The organism is Colwellia psychrerythraea (assembly GCF_000764225.1).
Lineage (GTDB): Bacteria > Pseudomonadota > Gammaproteobacteria > Enterobacterales > Alteromonadaceae > Colwellia > Colwellia psychrerythraea_D.
In genome coordinates this window covers 347,094-363,729 of sequence record NZ_JQED01000055.1, presented here as the reverse complement: position 1 = coordinate 363,729, position 16,636 = coordinate 347,094, and the positions used below count along the sequence as shown (strand labels likewise).

Here is a 16,636-nt window from a genome sequence, read left to right as displayed (position 1 = left end):
CTTATTCATATATTTATACACGGAAAAATTATGTCTAACACTCATACTTACCCAACAGAAGCTTCCATACTGCAATTACTAACCCCACCTCAACGCAATTTACTGGAAGCTAAAAGTCATCAAATTAATTTGAATTGTCATGAATATTTATTTGAAAAAGGTGATAGTGCTGATCATGTCTACCGCGTAAATAAAGGCAAAGTAACCTTGTCTAGATTGATGCCTAATGGTGAGCAAAAGGTATTCAAAGTTTTTCTTGCTGGTGGTGTCATTGCTGAAATGGCGGTATTCATGCAACCACGCGAGTACCCTATGAGTGCGCATGTAGATCAAGAAACAACGTTAACGGCATACAGTTATGCGAGTTTTAAAGCGTTATTTATTAGTAACCCTGAACTCTCATTACAGGTGATAAGTTTTATAAGTAACAGGGTGGGACAATTAATGAATTCCTTAGATATGCTCACACAGGTTAACGCAAATCAAAGGTTAGTAATGCACTTTGCTGATATTTACAGCAAACAGAAGAGAAGTGGCAATCGCTTTACACTACCCAACACTAAAAAAGTATTAGCCTCGCAATTAGGTATTACACCTGAAACTCTCTCTCGGCTATTTAAGAAATTAAAATACAATGGCCTTATTACTGAGTCTGGTGCCTGCATCACCATACCTGATTTTAAATGCCTCTGTAGAGAAGTAGATTTAGTACCGAGTATTTTTAAAAGCGCTCATTAAAATGCCACTCCATAGTACCAAGCATAAGGAAACAAATGCACTACTTGGTACTTTGAAGTGAACTCTTACTGACAATTAATGTTCGTGCTCTTCTTCCCCTGCAATACCAAGCCACGCTGCTTTACCTGGTAAAAAGTTTAAGTCGAAATGACCAACAACTGTGCCTTCATGCAAATCAATAGTGGTTACTTCTTGACCATTGATTACATAAACAAACTCATGGGCTTTAGAAGCGATAATTGAAGGCTTTGCTTCTTCAGCTAATTCATCAAATACTTCAATACGCTTGTCTAATTCCCAGTTATTCTCTGCGGAAAACATATTCAAATGGCCCTGGTTATCAAGTATTAACATATGTTCATTATGGCCATCAAAACCGTAGGTTACCGAGACTAGGCTCTCCTCTGACTGCCAGTTAAATGGTGTAATGCTTTGTGCAGATAAATCAACCAAAAAGAATCCCGCACGTGATGCACCAATCATGATGTTACTCTCTGAGCTGCCTTTTAATGAACCAATACGTACCCCCTCTGGCATTTCAATCGGGTTAGCTATTTTTTGCGCAGTAAAAACACTACCTTGTTGCTCGATTGATAAAACGCCATCACCACAGGCAAAGGCAATATATGCTTCCGTTTGAAAACTTCCGTGTAACGCGGGACAAGTTGTCTCGAAAACTTGCTCTTGATGAAAGTGATCGTCATGAACTTCAAGCAAGGTTACTTGCTCAGGCAAACTACTTTCAGCCTCACTATCACGTAATGTGGTTAAGACAAAATTACCACGTATTTCTGCTGTGCCGTGCATATAAGTATCAAAATGATATTGTGCAATTAACTGTTCTTCGCTAATACTTTCATCGCTTAATAAAGCTAAACTCGCGTTAACTCCTGTTTCTTTATTTCCATCAAAAAATACGGCCGCTTTATCACCCCGTAGCACATAATGTGTTGGCTTTACATCAAGCAGAGAAAAATTAGTAAGGACTGGTTCATCAGCATGTTGATCATAGTGATCACCATGTAATTCTTGCCACACACCACCATCAATAAATTCAACCCTATCGAGTGAACGTTGCACAGCGACGGCGTAGCGGTTATCTGGGCTTGCATATAAGTATTCTGCCGGGTTGGTAATGGTCAAAGAGTCAACCAAACTATTGTCTTCTAAATCAAAGATGTGAACAACGGCCTCCTCTGCAGCAGCGATAGCTAAACGTCCTTTTCCAAGCTCTACTTCTGGGTGAGCACCACCTTCTTCAGCAGGTGTGGGCTCTAACTCGACAATCGTTGTCTCACTATCACCACAACCAATTAAAGCCGACGCAGCACAAGCAATGACCAGTGTTTTTATACAAAATTTTTTCATGATTTTCCTTTGATAAGTTAATACATACCCAGTTATGGGGCAAAAATTAAAATGAGCTGCGAATACCGACAGCAATAGAACGGCCTGCTAATGGCGTTAAGTCTTTCAAGAATGAGGTGTGTACTTTAGCGTATTCATCGGTCAAATTTGTACCTTTAAGATAAACAGCTAAATCTTGCTGACCTAAAGTAAAATGATAGTTAATGTTTGCATCTACCATGACATAACTATCTGTTGGGGTTTCTAGTGCTGCTGTATCTGTTTGTTCAAAGTATTGACTGATAAATAAATCTGCCGAGATACTTTCACCTTGATAACTGAACTCTGTGGCAATTCGTGCTGGAGGTGTTCGCGGTAAATTACCACCTGCATCTAAGCGAGCGCGAATAATATCGCCCTGAACTCGCCATGCAAAATTATTTGTAACCTGCCAAACAGCTTGTGCTTCAAAGCCGTGTAAAGTGACATCCTGCGCAGTAAAGATAAACAATGGTAATGTGTGTAATTCTTCTTCATGACCACCATGGTCATGGCCGCTATGATCATGTCCATCCCCGGCGGATAAACCTGTCGCTTGCTCATAGTAGTAATCATCTATTTGGTTATAAAAAGCATTAAGAATAAAACCAAAATCACCTTTGAATTTACGTAAACTTAAATCAATATTACTAGCGGTTTCCATTACTATATCGTGATCAGTTAGGGCAAAATGTGCCCCTTCTTCGTGATCATCATGTAATGAAAATAACGCACCGACTTCATATGAACCTGTGCCTATATGCGGGCCAAATGATAGTAATTCTGAGGCTGAGGGTGCGCGTTCAGAGTGTGATAATGACAAACCGATGTTATATCCATCAGTGAAGTCCCATACTACCCCTGCAGAAAGGCTAACAGGTGTAAAAACATGCTCAACAGCAAAGTTACGTGTCATTCCCTCTGAACCATGATTTTCATGATCATGTTCACTATGATCATGATCTTCTGCTCCACCATGATCGTCTTGAGCTTCATGATCTTTACTAAACTCAATTTCAGGTAAACGCACTTTAGCTGCACTCACTTCAGTTCGTTCGATACGTGCACCTAACTGCAATAGTACGTCGCCAAAATGACGCTCTTCTATCCAAGCTAACGCAATTGAACTGGTATCAGAGGGTGGTGTAAACGCCTCAGCACCAACAGCAGTAAAGTCACTTTGTTTATAATGAATACTTAATCCACCACGCCAATCCCAAAAATCTTGATGCACAAGTTCAATGCGTGTTTCTAAACTTTCATTATCAAATGTTGTTCCAACAACACCAACTTCTAACTCACTATGGCGATAGTCTGTATAGGCAATTTTAGTATTAAGTGACTTCACTATTTTATTGTCAAAGCTTAACTCACTAAGCAATTGCCAACGATTTTGAGTCAAATCAGCAAGTACAGCGACATCTTCATCACCGTGGCTATGGCCTGGAATTCCGTATTCTTGATCTAACGTTTGATAAGAAACACCAATAAAGCCGTTGTTAAGCAAATAGCTAGTGCCTAACGTAAAGCCACTTGACGTTGCCGCAGAGTTAGCTACTTCATCGATACCATTTTTATCAGGGGTGTGGTAATTATCACTATCTCGGTAAAAGCCGTCTGCATGTATTGCAACATTGCCCGTACCACTGGTAATCGAACCTGATAAAAGTGTTTGGTCATTATTACTATTTTGTTCGGCAAGCCATTCACCTTTAGTATCTTTGCTCCGAGGCACTCTTGCATCAACAAGGTTGACAACACCACCAATGGCTCCACTGCCATAAAATAATGTCGCAGGACCACGTAAAACTTCAATACGTTCTGTGGTCGATGTTTCAGTAGATACGGCGTGATCAGGCCCAACACGTGATGCGTCCCCTGCATCTAAACCATTTTGAGTCACTAAGACTCTAGGACCATCTAAACCGCGAATGATGGGGGTGCTAGCCACACCACCATGAAAAGTACTGTGCACACCGACTTCTTTATTTAAGGTATCACCTAAGGTACTCTCTTGGCGCATTCGTAAATTTTCGCCGTGTAGTACGGTTATAGGTAAAGCTGACTCAATATTAGAACTATGAAAAGGAGTTGCACTCACATCAATAATTTCGATCGCTGATTTATCAAGTGATACACTTAACTGAGCATCTTGATTATTAACAACGACAACATTGACATTTTCATGAACAAAATTATTTGCCACTACATGCAGTTCATATTGACCTGCTCGAACCTCTAAAGTAAACGTCCCCCGCTCATTGGTCACCGCGAGGTTATTCGTTCCCATTACCTTTACCGTAGCACCAGCTATAGCAGCTCCCTCTTTGTTAGTAACGATACCCTGTACTTGCTCTGCATGTAATTGACCACTTGCAGATATGGCAAGTAATGCGCTCATAATTCGTGATAATTTTCTCATGGTGCCTCTTAATAACGGAGAGTTAAATAGTTATAACATAACAATTCGCAAGATGTTATGTTATAACATTACACTTTGCAAGATATCCTACTATTTAATTACAAATATTTTAACTCTCTCAACAAAGCCATTCAACATAGACACTCCACATAATTAAGAAGCTTTAAGTGGAATAGAATTAAGGAAGTATCAATAGATAGGTGTGATGATGAGTAAAGCATTCGATTCTACAATACTATAAGCAACACAGTAAATGTTATAAAGTAACACATAACTTTAAAGGTAATTATATTAAAAATCACAGAATTGCCATAAAACTGACGAGACCTGGGAAAAAATATGGAAAGTTAAATTTTCTACTTCATCTGTGTTGAAAAGCTAAAATTAGCTTGCCGTTAGTGATGAATCGTAATTAATGTTCGGCGAATAAATACTATTTTATGTGCTCTTTTATTTGCAAAATACTAATTACATTTAATTGCATTTATCTACCATTTTTTTATTGCATTTTTATGACTGAAGGAGGATTATGAAATTGAAAAGAACGCACAGAGAAAGACAAAGATAACAAAAGAGGTAAGACTATGAAGATTAAAATTTCTGGACACCACGTTGAAATCACCGAAGGTATCAAGCAATCTATCGAGAATAAGTTTGCGAAAATCTCTAAACATTATCCGTCAATTATGACGTTAAACTCGACCATTACCGTTGAGCCGCACCTGCAAAAACTTGAAGTAACCACCTTATATGAAGGTGAAAAAGTAACAGTAAATGCTTCTGACAAACAACTTTATGTAGCTATTGCTAAGGTAGCCAAAAAATTACAATCTGCATTGGCACACCGTAAAGGCGTATTATCTGCCAAATTTAATGATAAGTTTGTAGTACCGCAAACAGACTTATACCACACAGCCCCATAAGGTGGGTGAAGCGCACGTAATAACTTAAATTACAGCGCATAATGTTCAAATAAAACATACTCAACAAAAAAGGCGACATCGTGATTTATAAATATAATCACGATGTCGCCTTTTTTAAACATTAAACATCTATAACCTTGAAGTCGTGTTAACGACTTCAACCAGCACTATCTAAATTTAAACTTAATCAGGTTCATAATCTAAGTTAGCAGATAACCAACGCTCCGCTTGCTCTATGGTCATGCCTTTACGAGCTGCATAATCAAGCACTTGATCTTTTGCTAGTTTAGCGACAGCAAAGTACTTAGACTCAGGGTGAGAGAAGTACCAACCACTCACTGCTGCACCGGGCCACATGGCATAGCTTGAGGTGAGATCCATATCAATGTTTTCTTTCACATTAAGCAGCTCCCACAATAAACCTTTTTCAGTATGTTCCGGACACGCAGGGTAACCTGGCGCAGGACGAATACCTTGATAACTTTCACGTATTAACGCATCGTTATCTAAATTTTCATCAGGCGCATACCCCCAGTATTCTTTACGAACTTTCTCATGTAAATATTCAGCGCTCGCTTCTGCTAATCTATCAGCCACCGCTTTAAGTAAAATAGAGTTATAATCATCATGCTCAACATCATACGCTTTCACTAATTCTTCCACGCCAAAGCCTGCTGATACGGCAAAGGCACCAACATAATCTTCAATACCTGAATCAACAGGTGCAACATAATCAGATAAACAGCGGTTAAACTGCCCTGCTGGTTTTTTACTTTGTTGACGTAATTGATGAAGCCTCATTAATTGCTCTTCACGCTTTTCATCTTGGTAAACTACGATATCATCTTGCTTACTATGCGCTGGGAATAAGCCAAATACTGCTCTTGCACTAATTTTTTTATTGTTAATAACATCATCTAGCATAGCATTAGCGTCATTAAATAATTTAGTCGCTTCAACGCCAACCACTTCATGTTTTAAAATAAGTGGATATTTACCTGATAATTGCCATGTCATGAAAAATGGCGTCCAATCTATATAGTTTCTAACTTCGTTCAAGTCGATATTATCAAGCACAGTTACACCAAGCTTATTTGGCTTTTTCGGTCTGTAGTCGTCAAAGTTAATTTCAGTAGCATTGGCACGCGCATCTTCAAGGCTTATTAAACTTGAGCGCGGGCCTTTTTTATAGTGACGAGCACGAACGCGTTCATACTCATCTTTTTGACTTTCCATAAAGGCGGGACGAAGTTCATCTGATAATAAACTACTCACCACTGATACTGAACGAGAAGCATTAGAAACATACACAACCGGGTGCTCATATTGTGGCTCAATTTTCACCGCAGTATGTGCTTTAGACGTTGTTGCACCACCAATTAATAAAGGTAAATTGAAATCTTGGCGCTTCATTTCTTTAGCAACATGTACCATTTCATCAAGTGATGGTGTGATCAAGCCAGACAAGCCGATAATATCCACATTCTCTTCTTTAGCAACACGTAAAATATCATCACAAGAAACCATGACACCAAGGTCAATAATTTCATAATTATTACATTGCAGTACTACGCCAACAATATTTTTACCTATATCGTGTACATCACCTTTTACCGTTGCCAGTAGTATTTTACCATTTGAACTAGCTTCCGTTTTTTCAGCCTCAATAAAGGGGTTTAAATGCGCCACCGCTTGTTTCATTACTCGCGCTGATTTGACCACTTGTGGTAAAAACATTTCGCCAGCACCGAATAAATCACCCACGGTATTCATGCCATCCATCAATGGGCCTTCAATCACATCTAAAGGACGAACTGCTGCTAACCTTGCTTCTTCAGTATCTTCAATAATAAACTCATTTATCCCCTTTACCAGCGCGTGAGATAAACGCTCATTGATAGGCAGATCACGCCAAGCTAAATCGACTTTAGCTGCTTGGCCACCAGCTTGACCATGATACTCCTGCGCAATATCAAGTAAGCGCTCAGTCGCGCCATCATCACTGTTTTGAATAACATCTTCTACTGCTTGTTTTAACTTTTCAGGTAAATCTGAATAAATAGCTAATTGGCCTGCGTTAACAATGCCCATGTCCATACCATTTTTGATGGCATAATATAAAAACACGGCATGAATTGCTTCACGTACTGGATTATTCCCTCTAAAGGAGAACGAAACATTTGATACGCCACCTGAAATCATGGCATGAGGTAAGTTTTTCTTAATATCGTCAACGGCTTCAATAAAATCAACCGCATAGTTATTATGCTCTTCAATACCTGTAGCAACAGCAAAAATATTCGGGTCAAAGATAATATCTTCTGCTGGGTAGCCTATTTCATCAACCAATATGTGATAAGCCCGATGACAAATCTCATATTTACGTGCACGGGTATCCGCTTGGCCTTCTTCATCAAACGCCATGACGATAACAGCAGCGCCATAACGACGTAATAATTCAGCTTGTTGACGGAAGTTTTCTTCTCCCTCTTTTAAGCTGATTGAATTCACAATGCCTTTACCTTGAATACATTGCAGCCCTGCTTCAATGATGTCCCATTTCGATGAGTCAATCATGATTGGCACTTTAGCAATATCAGGCTCACCGGCAATCAAGTTTAAAAAACGTACCATAGCTTTTTTCGAGTCCAACATGCCTTCATCCATGTTGATATCAATAATCTGTGCACCGTTTTCAACTTGTTGCAAAGCAACAGCAATAGCTTGATCGTAGTTTTCCTCTTTGATCAAACGCTTGAACATAGCTGAGCCGGTCACATTGGTACGCTCACCAACGTTAACAAACAAGCTATCTTCTTTAATGGTTAATGCCTCTAAGCCCGACAAACGACAAGCAATTTCACGAGCTTCCACTTTACGAGCAGCAATATTTTCGACCGTATCAGCCATGCCTTTTATATGGGCTGGCGTAGTACCACAACAGCCGCCAATAATGTTTAAAAAGCCTGATGATGCCCACTCTTCCACATGGGTATTCATATCTGCTACGGTAAAATCATATTCACCAAAAGCGTTAGGTAAACCCGCATTTGGATGAGCAGATACCGCAACATCACAAATTCGGCTTAATTCTTCAACATATTGGCGTAACTCAACAGGGCCTAACGCACAATTCAAACCAAAAGAAACGGGTTTTGCATGACGAAGTGAATTGTAGAACGCTTCTGTTGTTTGCCCTGATAAAGTACGTCCAGAGGCATCAGTAATCGTACCTGAAATCATGACAGGCAAGCGTTCGCCTAATTGCTCAAAAACAGTTTCTACTGCAAATATGGCGGCTTTCGCATTTAGCGTATCGAAAATGGTTTCGATCAAAATGATATCGCTGCCACCCTCAATCAACGCTAACGTAGATTCAATGTAAGCGTCTTTTAGTTCGTCAAAGGTAACATTACGATAGGCAGGATCATTTACATCCGGTGAAATTGAACAAGTTCGATTCGTTGGTCCCAAAACACCAGCAACAAAACGGGGACGTTCAGGCGTTTTTTTATTGTACTCATCTGCAGCTTCACGGGCAATTTGTGCAGCAACACGGTTAATTTCAGCACTGTACTCTTCCATGTCATAATCAGCCATGGCAATCGTCGTTGCATTGAAGGTATTCGTTTCAAGAATATCAGCGCCAGCTTCGAGATACTCTAGGTGAATAGCTTTAATCACTTCAGGTTGAGTAAGCACTAACATATCGTTATTGCCTTTTACATCAGTATGCCAATCTGCAAATCGCTCGGCGCGAAAGTCTTGTTCTTCAAACTTATAAGCTTGGATCATGGTGCCCATAGCACCATCTAAAATTAAAATGTTATTTGCTAATTGTTGCTCAAATAAGGCAAATGATGATGATTTTTTCATGTTCTTTTCCGCAGTATCAAAAGTTATTTTATCTCTGACTAAGATAAATAATATAGGCCAAGCAAGTAATTTTAGCAGACCTTTTAGCTAGTTCTTAAAGAGCCGTATCGGGGTGAATGGCTCTAATATTTGAGGCATCTAACTGATAGGGGGTCATTTGATAAACATAGTAGTTGAGCCAATTAGTAAAGAGCAAACTGCCATGGCTACGCCAAGAGCCAACAGGTGATTTGCTCGCATCATCATCTTGATAATAGTTTTTGGGTAAAGCGGCATCAGTATTTTGACTGCTATCTCGTAAATACTCTTCATGCAATGTGCTGGCATCGTATTCAGGATGACCTGTTAAATAAACTTGCTGCTTGTTTTTAGTCGCAGCCAAGTACACACCTGCAGTCTCAGACTCTGCTAATATTTTTATTTGCGGAATACTTTCATAATCTGACTTATCAATGTAACCATAACGAGAATGTGGCACATTAAAGTTTTCATCAAAACCTCTGGTAAGCGATTCTTTGTCATCAAGTGGTTTATGTTTGTAGACACCAGATAATTTTTCTTTACGTAAATGACGATTTAGACCGTAGTGGTGATATAAAGCGGCGTGTGCAGCCCAACAGGAAAACATCGTTGAAGTGACATTATTTTCAGCCCAGTCAAATACTTCACAAATTTTGTCCCAAAAAGTGACTTGTGAGTAATCAAGTAAAGCTAGCGGTGCCCCCGTAATAATAAGACCATCATATTGTTTGTGCTTGATATCATCAAATAAATGATAAAAATTTTCTAAATGCTCTTCAGGCGTATTTTTTGACACATTTTTGTGTATACGGATGAATTCAATGTTTATCTGTAATGGTGTATTAGACAGCATGCGCAAAATTTGCACTTCTGTCTCAATTTTATTTGGCATTAAGTTTAGAATAGCCACTTGCATCGGACGAATTTCTTGAGATGCTGCTCTGTTCTCAGACATCACAAAAATATTTTCGTTATTTAAAATTGATAACGCGGGTAATTGATCGGGAATTTTAATGGGCATGATGCTACCTAACAAAAAAAACACATAATTATGAATGCTTATACTGTTACTTAGATCACTAGATATGTCAACATCTAAACGTATAGACGTCTATACCGTTTTGATTAGCGAAATGATTAATCGCGATAAAAACGGCTATTATGTCATTTGAGTTAATTTCAATTATCAAGAACCACCATTAAATAGCAGTACTGAGGGGGTAAAATGCTTATATTGCTAAATAGATATTTAAAAGAGCTTAGTCTATTAAGATAAGCTATTGTTAATATTTTAATTTTTCAATGTGCTTCAGTTATACTATTGAGAGCCAGAATACTTAACATTTTGCGAACATAAAAAAACCATAACTAAAGTTATGGTTTTTGGTTAGAGAATTTAATTTATTGATAAAAAATTTTAGTCTTTAAAGTTAGTAAACTGAAATGATTGCTCTAGCTCGGCCGTACGTACTAATTGCATTACCGCTTGCAAGTCATCACGTTTTTTACCCGTCACTCGTACTTGCTCACCTTGAATAGCGGCTTGTACTTTCAATTTTTCACCTTTAATGAGCTTTACTACCTTTTTAGCAACGTCTTGTTCAATACCTTCTTTAAACGTTACTTGCTGGCTCCAATTCTTGCCTGTTGCACTCGCATCACCAACGGCCATTGCCTTAGCATCCACATTACGTTTAGTTAATTGGCTTCTCAACATATCGCACATCTGCTTTAATTGAAAATCGCCTTCTGCTTTCAGAGTAACATTAGGTTTTTTCCATTCAAAACTTGCTTCCACACCTCGAAAGTCAAAGCGCGTAGTGACTTCACGGTTAGCATTGTCAACAGCATTTCTTACTTCTTCTAAATCAGTTTCTGATACGATATCCATTGATGGCATAATTTATTTCTCTTCTAAAGGTTTAGCTATAGGTTGATTTTATTCAATACCTACCATTATACCCCCACGTTTAATGCGCGCAACTAAAGTCCGACGAAAGCAAACACCTTATAATGCAATTAATAACCATGCCAAATAACATGGCACAACAAGAAATACCGTGTTATTCATGTTAGTATCGAAATACTTCCTTACTCATTTGCAGATTGTTTGTGAAAGCTCGTCAGCACTATTACTTTTTCATTACAGTAATCATCATCACTATGTCTTTGCTTTTCGCCCATGAATTTTTACCCGATCTTGTTAGAAAGCGCATTTTTCAGCTTCCTGCAATTGATACCATGGGTCATTTAGCGAGCTTTTTTATTTTAACCTGGCTTAGCCACTCCATCATAAAGTTATCACTTTCTTTTGCTGTGCCTTTGCTTATTTTCTATGGCGCTTTAACAGAAATTGGCCAATACTTTTTAGGGTTTCGAAGCGGTGAGATTAGTGACTTTCTTGCAGATGTTATTGGCATTTTTATATTTGTCTGCGCGAAGTGGCTCTGGGGTAGTTTATTTTGTAAAACGAGATCTAATCTCTCTTCGAACTATCAACAACAAATTAAATGATACATAACAAACCATGATTCATCAGTTAAAAAATATTGTTATCGTTGGACAAGGTGCAATGGGACTGCTTTGGTACCATCATTTAGCACAAGAAAGTTTTTCAAAAAATGCAGCTGTCAATACTAATGAAGAAATGCGCGTTACGCTATTAGCATCGGATCAAGATTCTTTGAGCGCTAATGATCAAAAAATAGCGACCTATAAATTCACTGCCTATCAACAGCAACAAGCAAAGACTTACCCATTAATCTATACTCAAACAGTCGATATAGAAGCTGCTGATATCATTATCCTCTGCTTAAAATCATTTAATATCGCCATGGCTGTAGAGCAAATAGCTAAGAGCATTAACCCTCAGTGCCTTATTATTCTTGCTCACAATGGCATGGGTACTTTAGAAAAGGTAATAAAGCGACTCCCCAGTCAACAAGTGATACTCGCAATGTTAACGACACATGGTTGTTTACGCTATGCCCCCTTAGCAATCACCCATACAGGTTTAGGTCAAAGTGATATTGGACTGCTTTCTGGAAAGCTAAGCTTACCTGTACAAGAGCAACTGACTCGCCAATTGAATTATGCCCTGCCCCAGGTCTGCTTTCATCAAGATATTATACAAAAACAATGGCTAAAATTGGCAATAAATTGTGTGATTAATCCTATAACAGCGATTAACAATATTGAAAATGGTGAAGTAAACAAGGCGAAATTTACTGAACAAATCCGCACGGTACTGACTGAGATAATCAATGTCAGTAGAGCTGAAAGCATAAACTTGGTATTAAATGACTTAGAAGTCATCGTGCGAAAGGTAGCAAAAGCCACAGCGAAAAACTGCTCTTCAATGCGTGGTGATGTTTTGGCGGGAAGATCTACTGAGATTGATTATATTAACGGTTATATTCACCGTTTAGCAAAGAAACATAATGTCGCCACCCCCGAAAATACTCGACTGTGGCAACAAGTGCTAAACCTTAGCACTAAGCCTGAAGATTAAGGGCGATATACCTTTACGTTTTTAAAACCATTATCGAGTAAATACAACGCTTGTAATTTGCTCATCACACCATGATCACAATACAATAAGTATTCTTTTGTCATATCTAAGTCACCAAATTGGGTAGACAACTTATAAAAAGGAATGTGCTTCACTTCTACATCAGCTAATTCTAGAGGTTTTTCTTCTTCTTCTTCAGGGCTGCGAATATCGACAACAACAGCATTGTCTGGAATATTTTCAACAAGGTCTACCGCACGAATTTCTTCTTCCGTCTCTTTACCAATATCTCGAATATCATAAACACGCGTTTCACTGACAACCTTGTCTAACACATCAAAATCAAAGTTACCCTCTTCTTCTTCAACCTTTGACAAAACAGCCTTTACGGTTGGTTTTTTAGAAATAACGCCACAGTACTCAGGAATCGTTTTAGAAAATTCCTCTGTTCCTATTTTCCGCGCTATATCAATAATATCTTGCTTATCATAAGCCGCCAATGGACGTAAAATTAACGTATCGGCTACCTGATTGATGACGTTAAGGTTGGTTAGTGTTTGACTTGATACCTGACCTAAACTTTCACCCGTTACCAATGCTTGAATTTTTCCTCGTTCCGCTATTTTGCTAGCAGCTCGTACCATCATGCGCTTTAATACAACACCCATCTGGCTATTTTCAACATTTTCTAAGATCTCAGTAACCACGGGTTCAAAGTCTACAGCAAAGAATTTCACTTTGTGTGAAGCGCCGAACTTATTCCACAAGAAATAACTTATCTGTTTAACACCCACTTCGTGCGCTGAGCCACCTAAGTTAAAGAAACAATAGTGAGTACGCGCACCTTTTTTGATCATTTGATAACTTGATACACCCGAATCGAAACCACCCGACATAAGTGATAACACATCTTCTTGCGTTGCTATTGGAAAGCCACCTAAGCCTTGATGACGCTGGGTAACAATAAATAAGTCTTTGTTTTTGATTTCAAGGTGTATGGTTACATCAGGATTTTTTAGTTTAACCTTAGCGCTTTCAACCGCTTGGTTTAATCCACCACCAACATACTGTTCTACTTTTAATGAATTAAAATCATGATTACCGGTACGCTTAGCACGTACACAGAAAGTCATATTTTCAATATTTTTGGCATGAACTGCTAAGGTTTTTTCATAGATATCGTGAACATCTACAAACTCAGTTTGCTGTACCTCTAGGAACATAGGGATTCCTGGGATGCATTTTAAAGCATCTACTAGGCGTTCACGGTTTTCAGGTGAATTGTCTTTCGTATTAACTTCAATATTATCCCAGTTCATACGTGTAGTGACTTGCTCATCAATACGGCGTAAAACATTCTTAACGCTCGACTCTAATATTTTAGTAAAACGTTTACGGACAGGGCGAGATTTAATGGTGATCTCAGATTGAAGCTTTACGATAAATTTCATCGGTTATAACCTAAAAAAGACAAAAAAATAATGGCGCGCATTGTACACTATTTTTCAGCTTCTGTTGAGTTTTCGTTTTGCACTGACGTTAGAGAGAAATAAAGGCAACTAAGAGCATAGTATGCAAACTAGTTATATAGGTTTTGACGTGAGGGCATAGTCAAATAAGCTACACTCATATAGCTTATTTGGCTATCTAGCAAGATAAACATCAACAGAAGAAGGAGAAACTACAATTAGTTTTTCCATGCTTTACAGTCGATGTATAACTTTTAACTTTTTATTCTTTAGTGATACCTATTCGTTCCGTTTCCTTGGCTTTACCTTGGTTTATTGCAATTTCAACACGGCGATTACGACGGCGATTTAGCGCATTAGTATTGGGGACCAAGGCTCTTGTATCAGCATGACCTGCAGCCACTAAGCGAGTAGCATCAAAATTAGGCACCTTAATCAGCTCATGGGCTATTGCAACGGCACGTTTACTGGATAAATCCCAGTTAGAGCTGAACAATTCAGAGTTGACTCCACGATTATCAGTATGGCCTGAGATCATGATTTCACCCGGAACAGTATTAAGCAATTCACCTATTTCACGAATGATCGGTCTGAACTTCGGCTGCAAGAAGGCCGATCCTGAAGGAAAAGAACCATTCTCTCTTATGCGAATGATCACTTGTTGGCCCAAGGACTCTAATTCAATTGCACCATCTTGAATTTGCTGTTCTAACTGCTCAGCTATTTTCTTAACTAACTCATTGACTTGCTCTTGAGCGGCTTCTTCCATATCCTGCTTGGCTTGATCTATTGCCTGTTGCGAAAGTGCATCTTCAGTATTTTGCGATTGGCCACCACGTTCAGTACCACGTTGCTCTTGTCGCCCACCTGCAGATGTTTCATCCCCAGCTTGAAATTCAAGCATTTGCTGGGTCATTTCCATGGTTTGTTGTTGGATAACTTCAATAGGTGTTGGCTCAGGCTTTCCCGGACGAAATTCTTGAGCAATAATACTAGTGCCCTTGGGAATATCTTTTACTTCAATTTTATTTTGTACACCAAAGGCAAACTTCATCGAGCCAGCAATTTGTTTAAACTTTAACACATCCATTTCAGAGAATGATAAAAGCAAAACAAAGAAGCACATTAGCAACGACATCAGATCGGCGAAAGTTCCCATCCACGCAGGTAACCCCGGAGGTGGACATTTACATTCTTGTTCAGCCACGCGTCACTCCTAGTATCAAGCTACTTACTATTACTCTGTTCATGCTACTCATCAGTTGTATCGATTTTTCTTTTACCTTCAGCTAAATAATTCTTTAATAAGCCTTCGATAACACGTGGGTTTTGACCGTCTTGAATACCCAATACCGCATCAAGTACCAACTCTTGGTTCATTTTTTCTTCAGCCATGCGAAGTTGCAACTTTGAAGCAATAGGAATAGCAATAACATTGGCTAAGAAGGCACCGTAAAGTGTTGTTAATAGAGCAACCGCCATAGCCGGGCCTATCGATTTTGGGTCATCCATATTCGATAACATGGCAACAAGACCAATAAGCGTGCCAATCATTCCCATTGCGGGTGCAACATCGGCAAGCGCCATCATCATATTTGAGCCTGTTTCATGGCGCTCAGTCGTTAAATTGATATCTTTTTGAAGTGTTGCGCGAACTACATCAGCGTCATGACCATCAACGAGCATATCAACGCCTTTTTGCATAAAAGGGTTGGTGATTTCAGCTTCCTCAAGGGCTAAAAATCCGCCTTTACGTGCTGCATCAGCCATATCAACAGCTTTCTCAATTAGCTCCTCAGGTTTTTCAAGTTTAAACATAAAGGCTTTGCCAATAATTTTACCTATACCAAAAAACTGCCCTAAGTTGTAGTTAGATAACACGATAAAAATTGAGCCACAAAAAACAATCAATACCGATTGAGTATCCGCAAACATCATAATGTCGCCTGATAACACCATCGCCATGACTAATAAACCAATGGCACCTAAAATACCAATTAACGTAGCTAAATCCACAAAACTCTCCTAAACAACTAACTTATCGCGCTTTAATACTTATATTCATTCAAAATGCTCGATTAAGAGTGCTTGAGCAATGTCAGTTTGAATGGTCGCGGGTATAAATAAAAGAATACTACATTAAGTGCAAGCTATTCGCTAATGCCTAACGAATAATTTACTAATAATAAAATATGTATATAAGATTATTATCGCCCGTAGTGTCAATAACTTAACACTAATGATAAAATAATTTTCAGAACTATAATTGAACTAGGTCAATTGACCCACG

12 protein-coding genes are annotated in these 16,636 nt (G+C 38.7%); 4 read left to right on the top strand and 8 right to left on the bottom strand.

Annotated features, from left to right (window positions below; translation table 11 throughout):
• The first annotated feature begins 30 nt into the window (after positions 1–30).
• A complete protein-coding gene (locus tag ND2E_RS02180; protein ID WP_033095606.1) occupies positions 31–738 on the top strand; it encodes a Crp/Fnr family transcriptional regulator in 708 nt (235 codons plus the stop codon).
• Positions 739–813: 75 nt separating this feature from the next.
• Here the strand turns inward: ND2E_RS02180 and ND2E_RS02185 are convergent, their stop codons facing one another.
• Together ND2E_RS02185 and ND2E_RS02190 are read right to left on the bottom strand one after the other, a co-directional pair.
• On the bottom strand, positions 814–2,106 hold the full coding sequence (locus tag ND2E_RS02185) for a hypothetical protein (protein ID WP_033095605.1): 1,293 nt from the start codon (positions 2,104–2,106) through the stop codon (positions 814–816).
• Positions 2,107–2,152: 46 nt separating this feature from the next.
• On the bottom strand, positions 2,153–4,546 hold the full coding sequence (locus ND2E_RS02190; protein WP_033095604.1) for a TonB-dependent receptor: 2,394 nt from the start codon (positions 4,544–4,546) through the stop codon (positions 2,153–2,155).
• Positions 4,547–5,130: 584 nt separating this feature from the next.
• Here ND2E_RS02190 and hpf point away from each other — a divergent pair.
• Positions 5,131–5,469 carry a ribosome hibernation-promoting factor, HPF/YfiA family gene (hpf, locus tag ND2E_RS02195; RefSeq protein WP_033095603.1) on the top strand — a complete coding sequence of 113 codons (339 nt, stop codon included), beginning with the start codon at positions 5,131–5,133 and terminating at the stop codon, positions 5,467–5,469.
• Positions 5,470–5,652: 183 nt separating this feature from the next.
• Here hpf and metH read toward each other — a convergent pair whose 3' ends face one another.
• The 3 genes from metH to ND2E_RS02210 all read right to left on the bottom strand — a co-directional run bounded on the left by metH (position 5,653) and on the right by ND2E_RS02210 (position 11,266).
• Entirely contained in the window at positions 5,653–9,345 is a 3,693-nt protein-coding gene (gene metH, locus ND2E_RS02200) for a methionine synthase (RefSeq protein WP_033095602.1), read from the bottom strand.
• A 94-nt stretch (positions 9,346–9,439) separates the two neighbouring features.
• Positions 9,440–10,387, bottom strand: a complete 948-nt coding sequence (locus ND2E_RS02205; protein ID WP_033095601.1) for a homoserine O-succinyltransferase — start codon at positions 10,385–10,387, stop codon at positions 9,440–9,442.
• Between the two features lie 396 nt (positions 10,388–10,783).
• Positions 10,784–11,266 (bottom strand): YajQ family cyclic di-GMP-binding protein, encoded by a 483-nt coding sequence (locus ND2E_RS02210; protein ID WP_033095600.1) that lies wholly within the window; start codon positions 11,264–11,266, stop codon positions 10,784–10,786.
• 212 nt (positions 11,267–11,478) lie between these two features.
• On the opposite strand from ND2E_RS02210, the gene ND2E_RS02215 reads away from it, so the two are divergent.
• The gene (locus tag ND2E_RS02215) at positions 11,479–11,880 is read left to right on the top strand and encodes a VanZ family protein (RefSeq protein WP_033095599.1); all 402 of its coding nucleotides are present in this window, start codon (positions 11,479–11,481) and stop codon (positions 11,878–11,880) included.
• Positions 11,881–11,893: 13 nt separating this feature from the next.
• Complete coding sequence (locus ND2E_RS02220; protein ID WP_081962111.1) at positions 11,894–12,877, top strand: ketopantoate reductase family protein; 984 nt, start codon at positions 11,894–11,896, stop codon at positions 12,875–12,877.
• On the opposite strand, the gene thiI is transcribed toward ND2E_RS02220, so the two are convergent.
• The 3 genes from thiI to pomA form a co-directional block, all read right to left on the bottom strand.
• On the bottom strand, positions 12,874–14,328 hold the full coding sequence (thiI, locus tag ND2E_RS02225) for a tRNA uracil 4-sulfurtransferase ThiI (RefSeq protein ID WP_033095598.1): 1,455 nt from the start codon (positions 14,326–14,328) through the stop codon (positions 12,874–12,876). The two genes, ND2E_RS02220 and thiI, sit on opposite strands and share 4 nt — an antisense overlap.
• Before the next feature lie 280 nt (positions 14,329–14,608).
• Positions 14,609–15,553, bottom strand: a complete 945-nt coding sequence (locus tag ND2E_RS02230; RefSeq protein WP_033095597.1) for a flagellar motor protein MotB — start codon at positions 15,551–15,553, stop codon at positions 14,609–14,611.
• 44 nt (positions 15,554–15,597) lie between these two features.
• Positions 15,598–16,362: a flagellar motor protein PomA gene (gene pomA / locus ND2E_RS02235; protein WP_033095596.1), complete on the bottom strand. Its 765-nt coding sequence runs from the start codon at positions 16,360–16,362 to the stop codon at positions 15,598–15,600.
• Between the last annotated feature and the right edge of the window lie 274 nt (positions 16,363–16,636).